The sequence below is a fragment of the Streptomyces sp. NPDC001700 genome, assembly GCF_053596435.1.
Map to the genome: position 1 here is coordinate 1 of NZ_JBSFGE010000015.1, position 17,929 is coordinate 17,929.

Annotated in this window: 16 protein-coding genes; 2 read left to right on the forward strand and 14 right to left on the reverse strand. The window is 69.9% G+C overall.

Translation table 11 applies throughout. The features are described from left to right. Nucleotides 1–43 precede the first annotated feature (43 nt). The 12 genes from fbaA to ACWC5C_RS26220 form a co-directional block, all read right to left on the reverse strand. Nucleotides 44–1,084, reverse strand: coding sequence for a class II fructose-bisphosphate aldolase (gene fbaA, locus ACWC5C_RS26165; RefSeq protein ID WP_385444064.1), 1,041 nt, complete (start codon nt 1,082–1,084; stop codon nt 44–46). 166 nt (nt 1,085–1,250) lie between these two features. Further along, nucleotides 1,251–1,790 (reverse strand): orotate phosphoribosyltransferase, encoded by a 540-nt coding sequence (gene pyrE, locus ACWC5C_RS26170; protein ID WP_385443962.1) that lies wholly within the window; start codon nt 1,788–1,790, stop codon nt 1,251–1,253. 33 nt (nt 1,791–1,823) lie between these two features. Beyond that, on the reverse strand, nt 1,824–2,636 hold the full coding sequence (locus ACWC5C_RS26175) for an aldose epimerase family protein (RefSeq protein WP_450879108.1): 813 nt from the start codon (nt 2,634–2,636) through the stop codon (nt 1,824–1,826). A 62-nt stretch (nt 2,637–2,698) separates the two neighbouring features. Next, entirely contained in the window at nt 2,699–3,532 is an 834-nt protein-coding gene (locus tag ACWC5C_RS26180; protein WP_450879110.1) for an SRPBCC domain-containing protein, read from the reverse strand. Between the two features lie 68 nt (nt 3,533–3,600). Beyond that, nucleotides 3,601–5,181, reverse strand: coding sequence for a polyamine aminopropyltransferase (locus ACWC5C_RS26185; RefSeq protein WP_450879434.1), 1,581 nt, complete (start codon nt 5,179–5,181; stop codon nt 3,601–3,603). Nucleotides 5,182–5,303: 122 nt separating this feature from the next. Further along, complete coding sequence (locus ACWC5C_RS26190; RefSeq protein WP_450879112.1) at nt 5,304–5,858, reverse strand: DUF2617 family protein; 555 nt, start codon at nt 5,856–5,858, stop codon at nt 5,304–5,306. 294 nt (nt 5,859–6,152) lie between these two features. After that, nucleotides 6,153–6,443, reverse strand: coding sequence for a hypothetical protein (locus ACWC5C_RS26195; protein ID WP_450879114.1), 291 nt, complete (start codon nt 6,441–6,443; stop codon nt 6,153–6,155). 183 nt (nt 6,444–6,626) lie between these two features. Continuing rightward, on the reverse strand, nt 6,627–7,889 hold the full coding sequence (locus ACWC5C_RS26200) for a tyrosine-type recombinase/integrase (protein WP_450879116.1): 1,263 nt from the start codon (nt 7,887–7,889) through the stop codon (nt 6,627–6,629). Nucleotides 7,890–8,273: 384 nt separating this feature from the next. Continuing rightward, nucleotides 8,274–8,513 carry a helix-turn-helix transcriptional regulator gene (locus ACWC5C_RS26205; RefSeq protein ID WP_205385076.1) on the reverse strand — a complete coding sequence of 80 codons (240 nt, stop codon included), beginning with the start codon at nt 8,511–8,513 and terminating at the stop codon, nt 8,274–8,276. A 229-nt stretch (nt 8,514–8,742) separates the two neighbouring features. Next, a complete protein-coding gene (locus ACWC5C_RS26210) occupies nt 8,743–10,362 on the reverse strand; it encodes an ATP-binding protein (RefSeq protein WP_450879118.1) in 1,620 nt (539 codons plus the stop codon). Continuing rightward, entirely contained in the window at nt 10,359–11,369 is a 1,011-nt protein-coding gene (locus tag ACWC5C_RS26215; RefSeq protein WP_450879120.1) for an HNH endonuclease, read from the reverse strand. The genes ACWC5C_RS26210 and ACWC5C_RS26215 overlap by 4 nt, the downstream gene beginning before the upstream one ends. Continuing rightward, a complete protein-coding gene (locus tag ACWC5C_RS26220) occupies nt 11,366–12,205 on the reverse strand; it encodes an RNA polymerase sigma factor (RefSeq protein WP_450879122.1) in 840 nt (279 codons plus the stop codon). Before ACWC5C_RS26220 ends, ACWC5C_RS26215 begins: the two co-directional genes overlap by 4 nt. Nucleotides 12,206–12,436: 231 nt before the next feature. On the opposite strand from ACWC5C_RS26220, the gene ACWC5C_RS26225 reads away from it, so the two are divergent. Beyond that, the gene (locus ACWC5C_RS26225; RefSeq protein ID WP_450879124.1) at nt 12,437–13,195 is read left to right on the forward strand and encodes a GntR family transcriptional regulator; all 759 of its coding nucleotides are present in this window, start codon (nt 12,437–12,439) and stop codon (nt 13,193–13,195) included. Further along, entirely contained in the window at nt 13,192–13,752 is a 561-nt protein-coding gene (locus tag ACWC5C_RS26230; RefSeq protein ID WP_450879126.1) for an AAA family ATPase, read from the forward strand. Before ACWC5C_RS26225 ends, ACWC5C_RS26230 begins: the two co-directional genes overlap by 4 nt. A gap of 2,279 nt (nt 13,753–16,031) precedes the next feature. Here the strand turns inward: ACWC5C_RS26230 and ACWC5C_RS26235 are convergent. Then, the gene (locus ACWC5C_RS26235) at nt 16,032–17,192 is read right to left on the reverse strand and encodes a pyridoxal phosphate-dependent aminotransferase (protein WP_450879128.1); all 1,161 of its coding nucleotides are present in this window, start codon (nt 17,190–17,192) and stop codon (nt 16,032–16,034) included. Nucleotides 17,193–17,390: 198 nt separating this feature from the next. Further along, nucleotides 17,391–17,927: a type III secretion system chaperone family protein gene (locus ACWC5C_RS26240; RefSeq protein WP_385443950.1), complete on the reverse strand. Its 537-nt coding sequence runs from the start codon at nt 17,925–17,927 to the stop codon at nt 17,391–17,393. Nucleotides 17,928–17,929 lie beyond the last annotated feature (2 nt).

Consider the following 17,929-nt stretch of genomic DNA (forward strand, 5'->3'; position numbering starts at 1 on the left):
GGCGGGTGCGGGGCCCGGCCCCGCACCCGCCGCGCCGGGCGGATTACTTCAGCTTCGTGCCGGTGGACCGCAGGTTGGCGCAGGCCTGCGTGACGCGCTCGGCCATGCCCTTCTCGGCCGACTTGCCCCAGCTGCGCGGGTCGTAGACCTTCTTGCTGCCGACCTCGCCGTCGACCTTCAGCACACCGTCGTAGTTGCGGAACATGTGGTCCGCGATCGGCCGGGTGAAGGCGTACTGGGTGTCGGTGTCGAGGTTCATCTTCACCACGCCGTTCTCCAGCGCCGTGAGGATCTCCTGCTCCGAGGAGCCGGAGCCGCCGTGGAAGACGAAGTCGAACGGGTCGGTCTTGCCGGACTTCGCGGCGAGGCCGTCCTGCAGCTGGCGCAGCAGCTCCGGGCGGAGCACGACGTTGCCCGGCTTGTAGACGCCGTGGACGTTGCCGAAGGAGGCGGCCAGCAGGTAGCGGCCCTTCTCGCCCAGACCCAGCGCCTCGGCGGTCCGCTCGGCGTCGGAGACGGTGGTGTACAGCTCGTCGTTGATCTCGTGCGAGACGCCGTCCTCCTCGCCGCCGGTCGGGGTGATCTCGACCTCAAGGATGATCTTGGCCTTGACCGCCTCGGCCAGCAGCTCCTGCGCGATGCGCAGGTTGTCGTCCAGCGTCTCGGCGGAGCCGTCCCACATGTGGGACTGGAACAGCGGGTTCTGCCCGGCCGCGACGCGCTCCTGCGAGACCGCGAGCAGCGGACGCACATAGCCGTCCAGCTTGTCCTTCGGACAGTGGTCGGTGTGCAGCGCGATGTTCACCGGGTACTTCTTGGCGACGATGTGCGCGAACTCGGCGAGCGCGACCGAGCCGGAGACCATGTCCTTGCTGTACTGGCCACCCAGGAACTCGGCACCACCGGTGGAGATCTGGACGATGCCGTCGCTTTCCGCCTCGGCGAAGCCCCGCAGCGCGGCGTGCAGCGTCTGCGTCGAGGTCACATTGATCGCCGGGTAGGCGAACTTGCCTGCCTTCGCCCGGTCGAGCATCTCGTTGTAGATCTCAGGGGATGCGATGGGCATCTGTCCGCTCCTTGTGATGTGCGCGGGTGAGGTTCTTGGCCCTGACCTAGGGGGAGTCCTGCGGCGACGTCATCGTCGCGGCCATCCTCCCAGACTCCGTCGATTGCTCCACCCGGCGCTCGCGGGGACCACACGGACGGGGGTGGGTGGTTTCACGTGAAACCAGATCAGCTCAGGCCCCGGATCAGCTCAGACCGAGGTCGGTGAGCGAATACGCCGGTACGTAGGCCAGCCCGGCGTCCGCGATCGCGGGGGCGGCCCCGCGCTCGACGATCGTGGCGACCGCGACGACCTCGGCGCCCGCCTCGCGCGCCGCCTCGACGGCGGTCAGCGGCGAGCCGCCGGTGGTGGAGGTGTCCTCGACCACCAGCACGCGGCGGCCCGCGATGTCCGGGCCCTCGATCCGCCGCTGCAGACCGTGGGTCTTCTGCGCCTTGCGGACGACGAAGGCGTCGAGCCTCCGGCCCCGCGCGGCGGCCGCGTGCAGCATGGACGTGGCCACCGGGTCGGCGCCCAGGGTCAGCCCGCCCACCGCGTCGTAGTCCAGGTCGGCCGTGGCGTCGAGCATGACCTGCCCGACCAGGGGCGCGGCCTCGGCGTCCAGGGTGATCCGGCGCAGGTCGATGTAGTAGTCGGCCTCCTTGCCGGAGGAGAGGGTCACCTTGCCGTGGACCACGGCCTTGTCCTTGATCTGCTGCAGCAGGGCGTCACGCGCTTCGCTCATGCTCACGAGCTTAGGCGGTGCTCTTCCACCGCGTTACGCCAGCTCGCGCCAGCTCCATGTCATGGAGATCTCCAGCGGGTCGATGGGCGTGACCAGGCGCGGAAGGGTGTTCAGACCGTTCGGCGGCCCGGACTGCGGCTCGACGCACACCGCCTCCTGCTGCTCGTCGTAGACCACGACCCATTCGCTGCGGCTGGTGACCTTGAGTTCGAGCCGCTCCGGCCAGGTCAGCGTGACATCCACGCCGTCCGGCATGCCGAAGCAGTCGTCCCACGGGCCGGGGCGCGGCTGGACGCGCTGGCCGGTGGGGAGGTGGTTCTCACCGCGCTCCTCCTGCCACTCCGCGGTGAAGGACAGCTCGACGTCGGCGCCGCCCCCGCCCAGGTTACGCAGGAACCACGGGTGCCATCCGGCCTGCGCCGGGAAGGAGTCGCCATCCGTCTCCACGCTCATGGTGACGGTCAGCGCGTCCGCGGTCAGGTCGAAGCGCTGGGTGACCCGGCCCTCGTACGGCCACGGGTCGGCGAGGTCGTAGGTGAAGGTCGCGCTGTCCGGTCCGGTGCCGACCGTGCGCCAGGCGAGGTCCCGGCCGGTGCCGTGGATCGCGTGCGGCGGGGAGTTGACGGGCAGCTGGTGGCTCCGGCCGCCGTCGCGGAACCGGCCCAGCTCGACCCGGCCGCACCAGGGCACCATCGGGAAGGACCCGTACCGCGGGCCCTGCCGCAGCAGCTCCGTGCCACCGATGCGCAGCGAGCCGATACGGCAGCCGTTCTCGGGCGAAACGGTCAGCTCGGCGTCCCCGGCGGTCAGCCGGACGCCCTTGGTCTCCGTAGTCTCTTCGGTCACGCCCCGACCCTATGCGCAGCCGCTCGGCGGCGGCGAGCGATCAGAGGTGGCTTACGGGCAGCTCACCTACGGCGGCGCAGCACACGCCGTCCGACGACGACGGCCGACGCGAGCACCACGGCCGCGGCGGGCGCCGCCCAGCGCAGCGCGGCACCGGTGGACCCGGCCTCGGGCGCCGGTACGGGGGCGTAGCGGCCGCGCGGCGGGGCGTGGTCGACCTCCTCGGTCGAGCGGCCGATCATGGTGCGGCGGGCGTGCGCGGCCTCGGCCGGGGGCTCGTCGTCGTCCAGCCCGCCCAGTTCGGCCAGCTCGCTGACATCGCCCACCGAGTCGACGTCGTCGAGGTCGCCGATGTCGTCCACATCGATGTCCTCGGCCTCCTCGGGCTGATCGGTGGCGTCGGTGCGCAGCGGCAGCTCCGCCTCCGCGAGGGGGTCGTGATCGGCGGGCCGGGCGATCGGGGACGCCTCGAGACCGGACGCCAGCGACGCACCGAAGCGGTCCAGCATGCGGCGGGCCACCGTCTCGGTCGCGTGCGCGTCGAACTCGGCGAGCCGACCCTCGCTGCGCACGGTCCCGGAGCAGCGCAGCCCCGTACCGCCGCCGTCCACGGCCCGGGGCGTCAGGGTCAGCGCCAGCTTCACCGAGCCGCCGCCCCGCACCTCGGTGCCCTCGCCCTCGGCCTCCACGCCATCGCCGCGCTCCGTGACGCGCAGCGCGCCACGGTAGGTGATGGTGGATCCGCCGATGCGCAGCCGCAGCCGCCCGGCGAGCGGACCCGCGTCCTCATCGGCGTCCTGCTGGAGCCCGGGAACGCAACGGGCGATGCGGTCGGGATCCGAGAGCGCCTGCCGGACGGTGTCGACGGGAAACGGAACGAACACCTCATGCTCCATAGCTCAAGACACTACCCATCGCGCGTTCGCTGAGACCCCATCCCACGCAACTTTCGCCCTCGACGTACTCAGTCCCCGTAGCGCGGGTGCATCAGGGTCGACGGCGGCAGACCGGGCTCCCCGCTCCGTCCGGCCGCGCGCCGCGCCGCGTCCAGACCGGCCGGGGTGAGCGAGCGCGGGCGGGGGCCGTGGGGGTCGAGGGCCAGCGGGGGCGGGGTGCGGGCGGCGAGCAGGAATCCCCAGTCGCGCGGCCCGTCCCCCGCCGACCCGTACCCCGCCCGCTCGCCGCCCGCCGGGCGCGCCGCCACCACGTACGGCACCGTCCGCAGCCCCACCGAGCGCATCGTCGCGTCCACCGTCCAGTACGCGCGGGGCCGCGGGCCGAAGGGGCCCGCGTGGACGGCGAGCCGCCCGCCGGGGGCCAGCGCCCGTTCCGCGAGGCCGTAGAACTCCTGCGAGTACAGCTTGGTGCTCGGCGTGAGGCCGGGGTCGGGCAGATCGCTCACCACGACGTCGTACGCGGCGCTCCGGCGCAGCCAGTCGAAGGCGTCCGCGGTGACCACCCGCACCCTCGGATCGCGGTAGGCGTCCGCGTTGAGCGCGGAGAGCCCGGGGTCGCGGCGGGCCAGCCGCACCACCTCCGGGTCGCGCTCGACGACGGTCACCGACCGGACCCCGCCGTACCGCAGGACCTCGCGGGCCGCGAGCCCGTCGCCGCCGCCGAGCACCAGGACCCGGCGGTGCGGTCCGGCCGCCATCGCGGGGTGGATCAGCGCCTCGTGGTAGCGCATCTCGTCGTGCCCGCTGACCTGCAGCCGCCCGTCGAGGAACAGCGACAGCGGGCGCCCGTGGGTGCGGCCGCCGGTCAGCACCACCTCCTGGACCCCGGTGCGCACCGCGACGCGCACCTCCGGCCCGTACACGGCCTGCCGGGCGGCCCGTTCGAAGGAAGGGGTGAGGATGGCGCCAGCCGCCAGCAGGCCGAGCACCAGGGCGTTGCCGACGATCAGCGCCCACCGGGACCGTGCGCTCAGATCGCGGCGGAACAGCCACAGCACCAGCGCCCCGCCCGCGACCGCGTTCACCGCGCCCGTCACCAGCGCGCCGGTCAGCTGGCCGAACGCGGGCAGCAGCAGAAACGGGAAGGCGAGCCCGCCGACCAGCGCGCCCACATAGTCGGCGGCGAACAGATCGGCGACCGCGCCGCCCGGGTCCTGCCGCCGCACCCGCTGGATGAGCGTCATCAGCAGCGGCACCTCGGCGCCGATGAGCACGCCGATCGCGAACGAGAAGCCGACCAGCGCGGAGCGCGACTGCCCCCACCACGCGAAGCACGCGTACAGGGCCATCGCCGAGCAGCCGCCGAGGAGCGCGAGCACCGCCTCGACGGCGCCGAAACCGGCCGCGGCGCGGGGGCGCAGCCGCTTGGCGAGCAGCGAGCCGACGCCCATCGCGAAGACCATCACCGACAGGACGACGGAGGCCTGGGTCACCGAATCGCCCACCAAGTAGGAGGCGAGGGCGACGAGTTCGAGTTCGTAAACCAGCCCGCAGGCGGCGCAGACGAAGACGGTCACGAGGATGAGGAAGCGGCCGAACCCGGCCCGCACGGGCAGCCGCACCGGACTCTCAGACTCCGGCGCGGGCATCGGGGATTCGGTCACGAACGGAACGCTACGTTACAAATCACCCACGCCTGGTCACCCACAAGGGTGTACTGACTGCCGCTCATCCGTACACCGCATCATCCGCACACCGGATCAGCGGGGGATCAGCGGGAGGACACCGGGTGGTCGCCGGGCGGCCGGAGCCGCATCGGTATGGACGTCACGCCCAGGCAGGTACGGGTGGTGACGAGCCGCCCTTCCTGCGGATACGCGTGCCAGGTACGCCACCCCACCGTGCCCTCGTGCCACTGCGCGAGCAGCGCGGTGAACGCGTGCGGGGCGCCGGGGAACGTCCCCGCCAGGCCGTGCGGATGGTCGGCGACCAGGGCCAGTAACTCCTGGGCCCGCCCGGCGAACGACCCCTTGGACAACTCCTCGACGCGCGCCGCGAATTCGTACTCGCGGCCGTCGACGAGGGTGGAAACGCCCAGCGGGAGCGGGGTGCTGCTGCCGGACATGCAGGCGACGGTCTCAGAACAGCGCCCGTCCTCCGCTTCGAGGAGGACCTGGTGCGAGGCCCCGAGAAGCCTCAACTGCACTGCGAAACCGTGCAGTCGGAGGTCGAGCACGGCCAGGGCCGGAAGCGGTTCCCGCCCCAGGGCCCAGGCCAGGTCATCGGCGCGGGTGTCGGTGTAGGCAGTCTTGAGGGTCGTGAGCATGGGTCGGCTCCGCAAGCACGCAGGGGAAAGGTGGGCCGGCTCGCCCCGCGGTGGTCCGCCCCGCAGTGGTCCAGGGGGCTGCGGATACTCCGGCTCGTGCCCACGTGGGGTCCGTAGGGCGGTGGTATACGGAATCATGAAATGGTCGACGCCACATCGTTTTTACCCACCTTCGCCGGGTTTCCACCCCCTAGGGCGGTCCCCAGCTCAAGTGTTCAACACAGCTGCGCCCGGCGCACGTTGGCGCGCCGGGCGCATTCACACGGGGCGGTTCCCCCGAGGGGCGGCTCAGGCTCAGGAACCTCCCCCGCAGCCGCCGCCACCACCGCCACCGCCGCCACCGCCACAGCCCCCTCCGCCGCCGCAGCTACTGCTGCTGCCGCCGCAGCTGCTGCCGCCGTGGTGGTGGCCGCCACCGCAGCCACCGCCGCTCGAACCACCACTGCCGAGCCACCAGCCGCCACCGGCGCCCCCGGACGAACCCGCCCCGTAAGCCCCCCGGCGCTTCCTGGCCTTCCCGGCGCTCAGTGCCGCCACCGCCATGACCGCGAAGACCACGACGACGAACACGATGACAAATCCCATGGGGTCCTCACTCCTTCCATCCCCCGTAGCGAGCCCCCGTAGCGAGGTACCGCTCTGTCGTGCCTGACCAGCTCCTGCCCGGCTTGGTCCCCGTCAAAAGCCGAGTTGAGCAAGTTCTGAGGGTCCTATTGACGAGACGGCCCCCGACCTGCCCAGCAGGGCAGTCCAGGGGCCGTCTGTGCCTCACTGGGCCGTCTGTGGGCCGTGATCTTCCTCGGAGACACGCTGGAACACCGAGTCGATGGCACGGCGGGCACGGTCTCGGCTGTCGGGCATCAGGTGGGCGTACACCCGCAGCGTCAGCGCCGGGTCAGCATGCCCCATGTACTCGCTGACGGCCTTGATGTTCTCACCCGCGTCCAGCAGCGCGGAGGCGTAGAAGTGCCGCACGGCGTGCATCCCGTGCTCCCGCGCCGACTCGTACTTGCCGTTCTCGTCCGCTTCCGGGATGAGCCCAGCGACCGCGAGAGCGGGCTTCCACTCCTTGTTGTTGAAGTTGCTCCGCCACACCATGCCCCCCTGTTCAGCCGTGAAGATCAGCCGGAAGGACACCAACGGGCCTTCCGGCGTCTCCCACGGAAGCGTGATCTCCACGGGCTTGAAGGCATCCATGTGCGCCTGAAGAGAACCCGCCACGTAGTCAGGCAACGGTGCATCTCGCGTCTTGCCGCCCTTGGGGAGAGCGAACACCGGGTGCCCTTCTACGTGCTTGATCTGGCGAACAACATGGAGTGTGCGCCCCTCGAAGTCGATGGCGTCCTCAGCCAGGCCGAACACCTCGCCCTGACGCGGACCGCATCCGGCGCCAACATCGACCATCGCCCGATACCGCTCCGCAAGAGCCGCCCGAACGGCGAACACCTGGGCGGGCAACCACGGGACGACGAGATAGGGAGCAGGCTTGGGCCGCCGGACGGTCCGTGCTCCACACGGGTTGCGGGCCAGCAGCGTGTCATCGACAGCAGCGGACAGGACCGACTGAACGTCCGCGAAGATGTTCCGGGCGTAGGACGGGCCGACGCCGGGTTTCGCTTCCAGGGCGGCGACGAACTCCCTGATGTGCTCCGGCCTGAAGGTCCCGATCGGTCGAGAGCCAAGCACCGGGTAGGCATGCAGCCGCAGGCGTCGGCCGAGTTCCTTCCTGGTCATCGCGCTGGGTGTCTTGCTGTCCAACCACTTCTCGGCGTACTGCCGGAACGTGATCTGCATCGACTTGGGGTCGGTGTACTGACCGCGCGTCATGTCCGTTTCGATGGCGCTGAGCCACTTCTCGGCGAGGCGCTTCTTGCCGTCGGGGAAGCTCTTGGACTTCTCGGTGCCGTCGGGGCCGATGTAGCGGGCCCGGTAGCGCATGCCCGTGCCGTACCGGTCGGTCTTGACACGGACGGTCTTGCCGTCGGCGGTGGTCTCGGTTTTGTACCAGCGGTCTTGGATGTGGCCAGCCATGCGGGGCTGACTCCCTTCTCGGTAGCAGGGCAGGGGAGGGCTGCAGAGCGGCCTTCCGGCCCGTTTCGGGGGTTGCGGCAAACCAGGTGCTAGGCGCTAGTTCGCTGGTCAGGTGCCTGATCGGGTGCCAGCCGAGCTGCTAGACCTAGCGGCGGGGGGGCGCTAGATCTAGCAGCGCTCCGGCGGGGCTCAGGGAGGCAGAGACGGGGGTCTCGGATGGCTTCCTGAGGGGGTTTTCGCGGGTGCTGGGGCTGTGCCTCCCTGCCTCCCTGATGTGGCATCTGTGCTGGTCAGGCAGAGGGAGGGAGAGCAGGGAGGCGGTCAGGGAGTTCTCCCTGTCTCCCCGGCCCGGCGGGTGCTGCCTCCCTGCCGGGCCGGGGAGGCTCAGGCCGCGTCTTCGAGGGCGGTCCGTTCGGCCTCCCATGCCTGTACGGCGGCCGGGTTGAAGCGGAGGTATCGACCGACGCGGAAGCCGGGCGGGCCGATGCGCTTGCGGCGCCACTGGTACACGGTTTCGACGCTCGGGAGGCTGAACATGGTGACCAGGTCTTCGGGGGTGAGGTAGCGGTCCGGGAGGCCGCCGCGCAGGATCGCGCGCGGGTCGGTCGGCTCTTCGGTAGCCATGGCGGTGGTGACTCCTCGTGTCCGTGATCGGGTGTGCGGGAGTGCGGTCCTAGAGATTTGGGGGAAAACAGCGTCCGCAGCGCCCGTAGCGTCCGTGCGGCTCGTTCACACAGGTCGCGGGTGGTGCGGGGTGTGGACGCTGTGCGGACGCTGGAAGTCGTAGCGTCCGCACAGCGTCCGCGCTCCGGGCAGCGGTGCGGCTGCCCGGTCCGGAAAGCTCCGGATGGCGTCAGTCGAGCTCAGGTAGGGTTTCTGGCTTGGGGATGGGGGCCACAGGCGGCCATGCGGGGCCGGTAGTGGCGTCGGAGACTGCGGACGCTGGCCCCTCTTCCGCGTCGATGCGGGAGAGGACGAACAGCCGGTGCCGGTGCCGGTCCTCACTACGCTGCGTGTCGTCCACGGCGACACCGGCCGCGCGGAGCAGCGGGGCCAGTCGGCGGACGCGTCCGCCCGCGCGGGTGGCGTCCTTGGGCCAGCCTTTGACCAGCCCTTCGGGGGCGGGCAGTTGCTCCAGCAGGGCTCCGGCGGTGCCGCGCCAGGTTCCCGCAGCTTCCACCAGGGCGACGATTGCGGAGCCGAACGCGTCGCCTTCCAGGGCGTCGGTGGCCACGTTCGCTGAGGTGGCGAGGTAGGCGGGCAGGGTCTGCCAGCCCTGGACCTGGTCGACGGCCGCGAGGACGCGGGCGAAGTCGGCCATGCGGGGCATGCTCTCCAGCCGCACGGTGGGCAGCACTGCGAGCACGGAGGCCAGCAGGTCGAACAGGGCCGCGATGACGGCTGGGCGGACCGCTTCGAACGCCGCGTCCAGCTCTTCCTCCGTGCGGCGGCGGTCCTCGCTGATGAGCTGGAGATCGAGCATCAGCAGCCGCTCCGCCAGGTCCCCCGCGAGGGCTCCGGCGTCGATGGTGGTCATGGCCAGCACCCGCCGGAAGGAGAGCACCACCACGTCGTCATCGGAGTACAGGGCCCGGTCGATGACGCCATCCCCGGTCACGGCCTTGCACAGCGTGTCGGACAGCCACGGCGGGATCGATGAGACGTTGTCCAGGCACAGCGCCCAGGAGTTGAACGCCTGCACCGACCACGCCTTGACGTCCCTCGGCTGGCTGCGCTTGCTGGCCGGTGAGGGGTCGATCAGGTTCACGACCATTTGCGCGGTCTTCGACTTCCCCGTGCCCTGCTCGCCCTTGAACGTCAGAACCGGGTGCGGGATCGTCGGAATCCACGCGGCCACCAGCCAGCCGCACAGCTGCCGGAACGCGGACTCGTCCATGTTCAGCAGGCCGTGCAGCTTGGACAGCCCGTCCCCGTCCAGCACCGGCGCGGGCATGGGCGCCATGGCTCCGGACCGCCGGAAGAGCACGGGCGAGCGGGGCACGGTCTGCCAGCCGTACGGGCTGACCGTGACGCACTGGCCGTCGGCGGTGCCCAGATCCACCACGATGGCGCCAGCAGGGTCGGTGCCCACCCGCAGGTGTGCGGGGACTGGGTCGGTTGCGTCCGCGTCGCCTTCCAGCACGGTCATCGCATCAGCCAGCGCGGACTGAGAGGGCACCTCACCGTCGAAGGTGTCGGTGAACAGCCGGGAGAGTCGCTGCCGCAGACCGCCGCGCCCCTTGAACGGCAGGGCGAGGTTCGGGCCGTCCATGGCCACCGCGTACGGCCGTCCGTCCTCCGACATCACCAGCTCGTACCGCTCCCGCGCCAGCGCGACCAACCGCGACGCGGCGGACGGCTTCTTGCCCCCGTCCGACCCGTTCCCGGCCGGGTGCTGGTTGGTGGTCGGTCGGGAGCTCCCGACCGGGGCGGGGTGCACGTGCCCGTTGACGGGCCTGGTCTGGGTGCTCATACCGACACCACCCCCGCGTGCGGCCGACCATCACACGGACGCGTACGGGGTGCGTCACACAGCCGCGTGCCGTGCGCGCGGTTGGCGCGCGGCTCCGCGCGGAAGGCGCGCGGTTGGGTGTCGTGGGCGCGCGGTTGCGCGCGGCTGGCCGCGCGGTTGACGCCCGTCGATCGATGGCTGACGGGCGTCGATCGACCGTTGACGCACCTCGTTCCCGGTCGACTGGTCGACTCCAGCCGCGCGGGGTCGGCGGTCGATCGGTCGACGGGGGTCGAGGCGTGGTTGACGCCCGTCGACCGATCCCGTCCGGGTGTGTGGAGTCGGCCGACCCTGGCGCCCGTACGCTTCCCGCCCGTCGGGGGAACGGCGTACGCGTCGGCGGCCGACTGTGCAGCGTGCGCGAGTCGAGCCAAGCCCAACCAGTCGAGCACAGCCGCGCCATGCCCGTGACGGCACCCGTCACGGCCGTCACGCCCCCCGTGACGCTGACAGTCACGCAGGTCATCGGCCGACTGGGCAGCGCATGTGTGTCGGTCCAGCACCGACCGATCGACCACCAGCGGCGAGGTGGACGCAGGGGTGGAAGTCGGGTGGACGGCCGGGGTGTTCACGCCGTTCATGGCGTTCACCGGCAGGGCGTTCATGGGGTCCGTACCGCTCACCGTGGACGGCTTGGTGTTCACGGCCGGGGCATTGGCGTTCACGGTGGACGGCTCGGTGTTCACGGTCACCCTGCTGGGGGCCCTGTGGGCGCACAGAAGCAGCGCCACAGAGATCGGGAGTCGGTCGGCCTTCCGGTCGTTGCACGAGCGGCAGGCCAGTACGAGGTTCTCCGGGCGCCAGGTGAAGAGCAGGGAGATTGGCACCACGTGGTCGAGGGTGGCCGTCCGGAGGTCGGTGAACGGCGTCCAGCAGTAGGAGCAGCGGGCCCCGTCCCGCCGGGCGAGGGTGCGCTTCCTCGCCCGGCGGCGAGCCGCGTTCAGATGCGGGGTGGCGTGGTGGCTCATGCGGCCTTCTCCAGGTCTCGCACGGAACCGGGGATGGTCCAGGTGATGGGCTGGCCGGTGAGCCGGGTCCGGAGGGTGTCCACGGCCCGGTTCATGAGCTTCTGCGTACGCGTGTGGGACAGGGAGATGACTCCGGCGATCTGCTCCACGGTCAGGTCATCGAAGATGCGGAGGGCGATCACCTGCCGGTCACGGGCGGGCAGTGCCGCCAGGACGCGATTCAGGTCGATGGTCAGAGCGATCGTGCCTTCCGGCGAGGAGTGGGCATCGCTCGCGGGCTTCTCCTCGGCGCCGAAGTCGGCCGCCGTCTCGCGCCAGCTCCGGGAACTCTGCCGGTACAGGCCCAGGGTCCAGCGCGCTTGCTGCGCGACGAAGCCGTACAAGTTCCCTTCCTTGGCCGGGTCGATCTTGTGCAGCGTGCGGCCGATCTCGATGAACGTGTCCTGCGCCAGGTCCATGGCCAGGTCACGCTGATGGACACGGCGCCAGAGGTAGGACACCGTCCAGTCGAAGTAGCGCTCGTACAGCCGTCCCCAGCGCTCAGCATCGATCGGCGGCTGACTGCGGTCCGGCAGTCCGAGTTCCGTGGCGGTCTTGCCGTACACGGCCGTCAGCAGCTCCACGTACCGGGCCCGAGGTACGCCCTCGCCCCGCTCCCACAGCTTGATCCGGGTGAACAGCGGGTGGTTGTGCACCGGCAGCTTCACGTCCCGCTCCGCAGCCTCCAGCCGCAGCCGGTCGGCCAGATCCGACAGCTCCCAGCCGCACTCAAGACGCGCCGCGTACAGAGCAGTGACCTGCTCGGTGGTCCGTTCCTTGATGGCTCCAGGCATCATGGAGATACCCCTTCGAGGGTCGGGGAGCGGCTGACTGCTTGGCGGTAGGTGGCCGCTCCTTGCTTTGCCCTGGCCTTGACCAGGGCTTTTCGCGTTTCAGCGCACGCCAGACAAGCGGTCTCCGATCGACCAATCCGACCGGCGGGCACATCCCTAAGGTTCCCTAGGGCACCCTAGGGTGTCAAGGGGTACAGTAGGGACCGCGTCCACTGAGACAAGGGAGCTAGGGAGATGTCAGAGCAGGCCGACAATCGAGCGCCGTACGCGCAGATTGCCGCCCACTACACAGAGCTGATCACGTCCGGCGACCTACGGCCGGGCACGCTCCTGCCGAGCATCAAGAACCTCGCGCAGGAGTGGAAGGTCAGTACCGCGACCGCTGAGAAGGCGTTGCGGAAGCTGCGCAATGACGGGCTCATCAGGGGCATTCACGGAATCGGTACGGAGGTAGTAGACCGTCCGGCCCCGATGTCTTCGGGATCGCAGCGCCAGGACCGAGGACGCCAGACCGGCTCCAGTTGGGGATCCGGCGAACGGTCCGACTCTCACGAGGCATCAGTGGTGTCGGCACCCGCAGACGTGGCCCAAGCACTGGACATCAAGCCTGGCTCGGACGTGGTCAGGCGACGTCGCGTGTATCGCGACCGGCACGGCATCGTCGCGCATTCCACCTCGTGGATCCCCGCTCGGTACGCCAACCTGGTTCCGCAACTGACGAAGAGCGATCGTCTGACCGGGGGGACTTCGCTACAGCTCATCGCCCAGGCAACCGGCCGACCGATCAGTCATCGGATCGACAGTGCGTCGGCGCGCCTGCTGACGCCGGAGGACGCGGAGCTCTTGGAGCTGGATCCCGCGAAGCCACCGACAGAGCCAGTAGTCGTGATGACGGCGAAGTTCGTCGACACTGAGGACAACGTCGTGGAATACGGCGTCGACCTCGGAGGCCCTGGCCGTACGTGGCGGACGGAATCGGAAGTCACCCAGTGACGGCCGTCAACGCCCGTCGGCCGTTCTGTGTCCTCATGGCAGGACTCCCCGGCTCAGGTAAGACGACTCTGTCCCGTGCGCTTACAGCCCAGGGCTTCGTCAGGCTGTGTCCAGACGAAGAGATGTATCGCCGACATGGCGTGTACGGCGTCGACTTCCCTCGGGGCACGTTTCCGACCCTTGAGCGCCCAATCCTCGAAGAGATCTCCCAGGAACTCCGTGGGCAACTCCGGGCCGGGCGTGACGTGGTGGTCGACCATGGTTTCTGGACACCGGACGACCGCGCTCATTGGCGTTCGCTCGCGACCAACGCGGGTGCGAGCACGGTGCTCGTCTACCTGGAGGCGAGCCACGAAGAACTCTGGGCCCGTGTGAGCAAGCGCAATGCCCAGCATGCGGCCGATCCGAACTCGATCTACTTCGCCGAAAGTGACTTGCTCCGATACCGAACCCGGTTCGTACCTCCGGAGCCAGACGAACCGCACCTCATGTACAACGGCGACCCCGATCCGGTGCTGAAGGCGCTGGACGAAGCGACCCCGCAGGGCGGGAGATAGAAGGAGCGGCCAAGGCCGCACGACCATTAGCAGCTCGCTGCGCTCGCGCGCGGCGGCCGATGCGAACTCTGGGCGCCGTCGCGCGCTCCAGGCAAGCGTGGCGGACAAGCGGCTGCAACACCTGGTGTTGCAGCTCTCCGTCCGACGCTCAGCAGGACGCGAAGAGACCACCCGCGCCGGGCGAGGGTGGTCTCTTCTGCTTCCCGACCAGAGGTTCAGCATCCGTAGCGTCCGCAACCCGCCGCCTCCTAAGAGCCGCTTGACCTGCGAAAACCGGCTCTTAGTAGCGGGGGGTCTGGACGCTGCGGACGCTGACGGACGCTACGCATTTCGTTTTAGCGTCCGCAAGAATCATGCAGGTCAGAGGGGATGCGGGAAGCTCGGCGGACGCTGCGGACGCTATTTTCTCTTAAATCTCTAGGACAGGGCTTGGGGCGGCCTTCCAAGGGGGGAGGATCGGGGCGCTCAAGGTCGTCTCCCCTCCTTAAGAGCCATCAGCACCACGAGAGAGCGGCAGGGGCCTGGCGACCCTCTCCGTCGTCCACCGCCTGCCCCTTGGAAGGCCCCAGGACGGCTTTTCAGCGGGGGCGACGGCCATGCCAACCCGCTGAAAAGCCGTCCTGGGAAGTCCCGTGCGCGGGGGAGGCTCGACGTCGCTTACCCCCCTGATGCCATCTGCCCCAGGTAAAAGCCGCCCGGACAAGCAAGAAGAGCACCAGGGCGGGGGTGCTCTTCTTGCTTGTCCGGGGCCTGAGACGCGAGCGGCTTTTACCTGGGGGGCTCCCCGCATGGCCGCTCTGAGATGCTGCGGCGCCGCGCCGCCCACGGCGCGATGGGAGCTCCCGCCATGGGCGCCCGAAAGACGTCCGCCGAAGGCGGTCCTTCTCGTCCTTTCCGCTCTGACCCGCATCCAGCCGGGGGAGCCGTACCCCCCCTCTACCCTCTCTACCTTGCAGGTCAGAGCCCGTTACCACCCCCTCTACCGAGGTAAAGGGCCCCCGCTACCTCAGCAGCGGGCGAAGACCACCTATCCCCAGTGCGCATGGGTCGGCGACGGTGCGCGGTAGAGGGGGAGGGCTTTACCTGGGCGCGTCCGGCCCCGACGTGACGCGAAGTGTGAGGACTGGCCCCAGCAGGTGTGACGGGCCGTGTGATGCGGTGTGACGGGCCGCTGTTACGCCCGCGTCACGGCGCGTCTGCCTAGGGGTTTGGGTGTTACGCGCCAGTCACGCGTGACGGGCGTTAGGCGACCGTTACGGAGCCCTTGGGCGCCTGATAACGGTGGGTAATCGTAGTGGTTAGTGGCTACTGCCTAATGGCTACCGGCAAAGGCCCGGTAGGGCCCTGTGAGAGGCCGCAGGGGGTCGTTCTACTGGCTACTGGCAACCTTTGCGGTAGCCAGTAGCCAGTAGCGGTGTGTGGCCGTTCAGGCGCGGGCGCGAGCGAACCACGCCGACGATTCCCACGCTCCCCCGCCTGGCGCGCTCCAAAGCGTAGAACGGGTGTCAGGGTCGCCCCACGAGGGTGTCAGGCACGGTGTCAGAGGGCGTTACCGCCGGGTGTCAGGGCTCGTGACACCCGCGTGTGCCTAGGGGTTTGGGTGTCACGGCCGGTCTGACAGTCAGAGGATGTCAGGCCGTTGTGGGAGTCCCACGCGTTGCCTCCCACACGCTGCGGGGGTCCCACGCTGTGTGGGGGGCGCTGACCTGGGCGTGGGGGTGTGGGACCCCCACAGCGAGAAGGACGTGAGCCTGCTTGAGTGGAAACTCGCGCGCCGCTCGTCCTCGCTGTGGGACCCCCACGGCGGCGCGGCCCGCCGTCAGGCCAGAGCTCCCGAGTGCTGAGGCGCCCCAAAGACGTCCGCCGAAGGCGGTCCTTCCCGACCACATCTCAACGTCACGCTCAGCTACTGGGTAGTGGGTAGTGGGGCCCAACACCCCGCTACCCACTAACCCCCAATCCCTCGCCCATAGCGGCCCTCAACAGGGGCATCCCAGTAGGCACCCCACTACCCACTACCCACTACCCACTACTCACTACCCAGTAGAAGCAACAGAACGTAACTGCCAGGGTCGGCCCCTAGCGAGCGCTAGAGGCTCTTCGGGCCCCGGCGCCGGGCCGTCTGTGGGCCGCCCGAGGGTGGCCAACGACGACAGACGACGACAGTTGACGACAACTCTTCCCCTGCTCAGAGACGGCGCGTTGGGGACCGGCGCAGGTGTCCAACCGTGAAGGTAAGTTGAGCAAGTCCAGAGGTTCGATGGGGACACGCCCGTGGCTCACAGCCGCCGCAGGCGCGCCACGGCCTCGCGGAGGACGTCCTCCCGCTTGCAGAAGGCGAATCGGACCTGGCTCCGCCCGGCGTCCGGGTCGTCGTAGAAGACCGCGTTGGGGACCGCGACCACGCCGCAGCGCTCCGGGAGGCTCCGGCACAGCGCGATGCCGTCCTTCTCGCCGAGGGCCGCGACATCGGTGGTGATGAAGTAGGTGCCCTGCGGACGGAAGACCTCGAAGCCCGCCTCGGTGAGCCCGTCGGCGAGGATGTCGCGCTTGGCCCGCAGCCCCTCCCGGAACCCGGTGAAGTAGCCGTCCGGAAGCCTCAGCGCCTCCGCCACCGCGTACTGGAACGGGCCCGCGCTGACGAAGGTGAGGTACTGCTTCGCGGTACGGACGGCCGTCACCAGCGGCGCCGAGGCCGTCACCCAGCCCACCTTCCAACCGGTGAACGAGAACGTCTTCCCGCTCGACGAGATGGAGACGGTCCGCTCGCGCATCCCGGGCAGCGAGGCGAGGGGAATGTGCTCGCCGTCGAACACCAGGTGCTCGTAGACCTCGTCGGTGACCACGAGGAGGTCGTGCTCGACGGCGAGGGAGGCGATGGCGGTCAGCTCGTCGCGGGTGAGCACCATGCCGGTCGGGTTGTGCGGGCTGTTGAGCAGCAGCAGCCGGGTGCGGGGCGTGATGGCGGCGCGCAGGGCGTCGAGGTCGGGGCGGAAATCGGGGGCCCGGAGCGTGAGGGGGACGCGGGTGGCGCCCGCCATGGCGATGCAGGCCGCGTAGGAGTCGTAGAACGGCTCGAAGGCGATGACCTCGTCGCCCGGTTCCAGCAGCGCCAGCATCGACGCCGCGATGGCCTCGGTGGCGCCCGCGGTCACCAGGACCTCGGTGTCGGGGTCGTAGGACAGCCCGTAGAACCGCCGCTGGTGCTCGGCGATGGCGGTCCGCAGCTCGGGGACGCCCGGGCCCGGCGGGTACTGATTGCCCCGCCCGTCCCGGAGGGCCCGTACGGCCGCCTCGCGGACCTCCTCGGGCCCATCGGTGTCGGGGAATCCCTGGCCCAGGTTGATCGCGCCGGTACGCGCGGCGAGCGCGGACATCTCCGCGAAGATCGTCGTGCCGTGCCCGTCGAGCCGTCGGTTCAGCAGCGGCCTGCCGCCCATGTCTCCACCATTCCCTCTGCCGGTTCCAGCCATGGTCACACCGCCTCATGGGGCGGGGAAAGTTCCGCAACGGCCCTGGACACGACAAGAACCCGGTAGCGCGCCGTCGTCCTGACGGGCGGCGCGCTGGCCGGGTTCTCGTGCTGCTGTGCCGCTGTGCCTGTGTGCTGCTGTGCGTGTGCTGGCCGACCGGCCTGCTCAGGCCTCGTCGTCGCCCGGCTTCTCGTCGTCGCCGGACTCGGCGTCGGTCTCCAGGCCGAGCTGTTCGACCAGCCAGCGGTCGAACTCGATCGATGCCCGCACCCAGCTGACCGTGCTGGATACGAAGTGCTCCAGGCTGACGCCGGTGCCGATCAGCATCTGCGCCTCACCGATCAACCGGACCGTGCCGTCGTCGTTGGTGTGGCTGTAGACCTTGGGCCACAGGGTGCGGCGGTTCCAGTCGTCGATCACCTCGAGCAGCTGCGGCTTCACTTCGATGCCGTGCGGCCGGTCGTAGAACGTCCGGACGGAGAAGACCTGCTGCTCCTCCTCACCACGGAACATGAAGTAGGTGCGGAACTGCTCCCACGGCGCCGCGAGGTCTCCCTCCTCGTCGACGACGTACTTCAGCTCCATCTGCTCCAGAAGCTGCTTGACCAGGTCCTGGTCGGGCAGCACGGGGCCGCTCGGACCCGCCGGTTCGGGCTCGGGCTGGCCCCCGAAATTCGGAATCGAGGACGGGTCGATGCTCACCG

Bases quoted from the DNA above. Each gene is read 5' to 3' on its own strand.
- ACWC5C_RS26205 (WP_205385076.1), bottom strand. From the start codon at position 8,513: ATGGCTACCGAAGAGCCGACCGACCCGCGCGCGATCCTGCGCGGCGGC.
- ACWC5C_RS26215 (WP_450879120.1), bottom strand. From the start codon at position 11,369: ATGAGCCACCACGCCACCCCGCATCTGAACGCGGCTCGCCGCCGGGCG.
- ACWC5C_RS26195 (WP_450879114.1), bottom strand. From the start codon at position 6,443: ATGGGATTTGTCATCGTGTTCGTCGTCGTGGTCTTCGCGGTCATGGCG.
- ACWC5C_RS26225 (WP_450879124.1), top strand. From the start codon at position 12,437: ATGTCAGAGCAGGCCGACAATCGAGCGCCGTACGCGCAGATTGCCGCC.
- ACWC5C_RS26235 (WP_450879128.1), bottom strand. From the start codon at position 17,192: ATGGGCGGCAGGCCGCTGCTGAACCGACGGCTCGACGGGCACGGCACG.
- ACWC5C_RS26180 (WP_450879110.1), bottom strand. From the start codon at position 3,532: ATGGAGCATGAGGTGTTCGTTCCGTTTCCCGTCGACACCGTCCGGCAG.
- pyrE (WP_385443962.1), bottom strand. From the start codon at position 1,790: ATGAGCGAAGCGCGTGACGCCCTGCTGCAGCAGATCAAGGACAAGGCC.
- ACWC5C_RS26220 (WP_450879122.1), bottom strand. From the start codon at position 12,205: ATGATGCCTGGAGCCATCAAGGAACGGACCACCGAGCAGGTCACTGCT.
- ACWC5C_RS26200 (WP_450879116.1), bottom strand. From the start codon at position 7,889: ATGGCTGGCCACATCCAAGACCGCTGGTACAAAACCGAGACCACCGCC.
- ACWC5C_RS26185 (WP_450879434.1), bottom strand. From the start codon at position 5,181: ATGCCCGCGCCGGAGTCTGAGAGTCCGGTGCGGCTGCCCGTGCGGGCC.
- ACWC5C_RS26190 (WP_450879112.1), bottom strand. From the start codon at position 5,858: ATGCTCACGACCCTCAAGACTGCCTACACCGACACCCGCGCCGATGAC.
- ACWC5C_RS26210 (WP_450879118.1), bottom strand. From the start codon at position 10,362: ATGAGCACCCAGACCAGGCCCGTCAACGGGCACGTGCACCCCGCCCCG.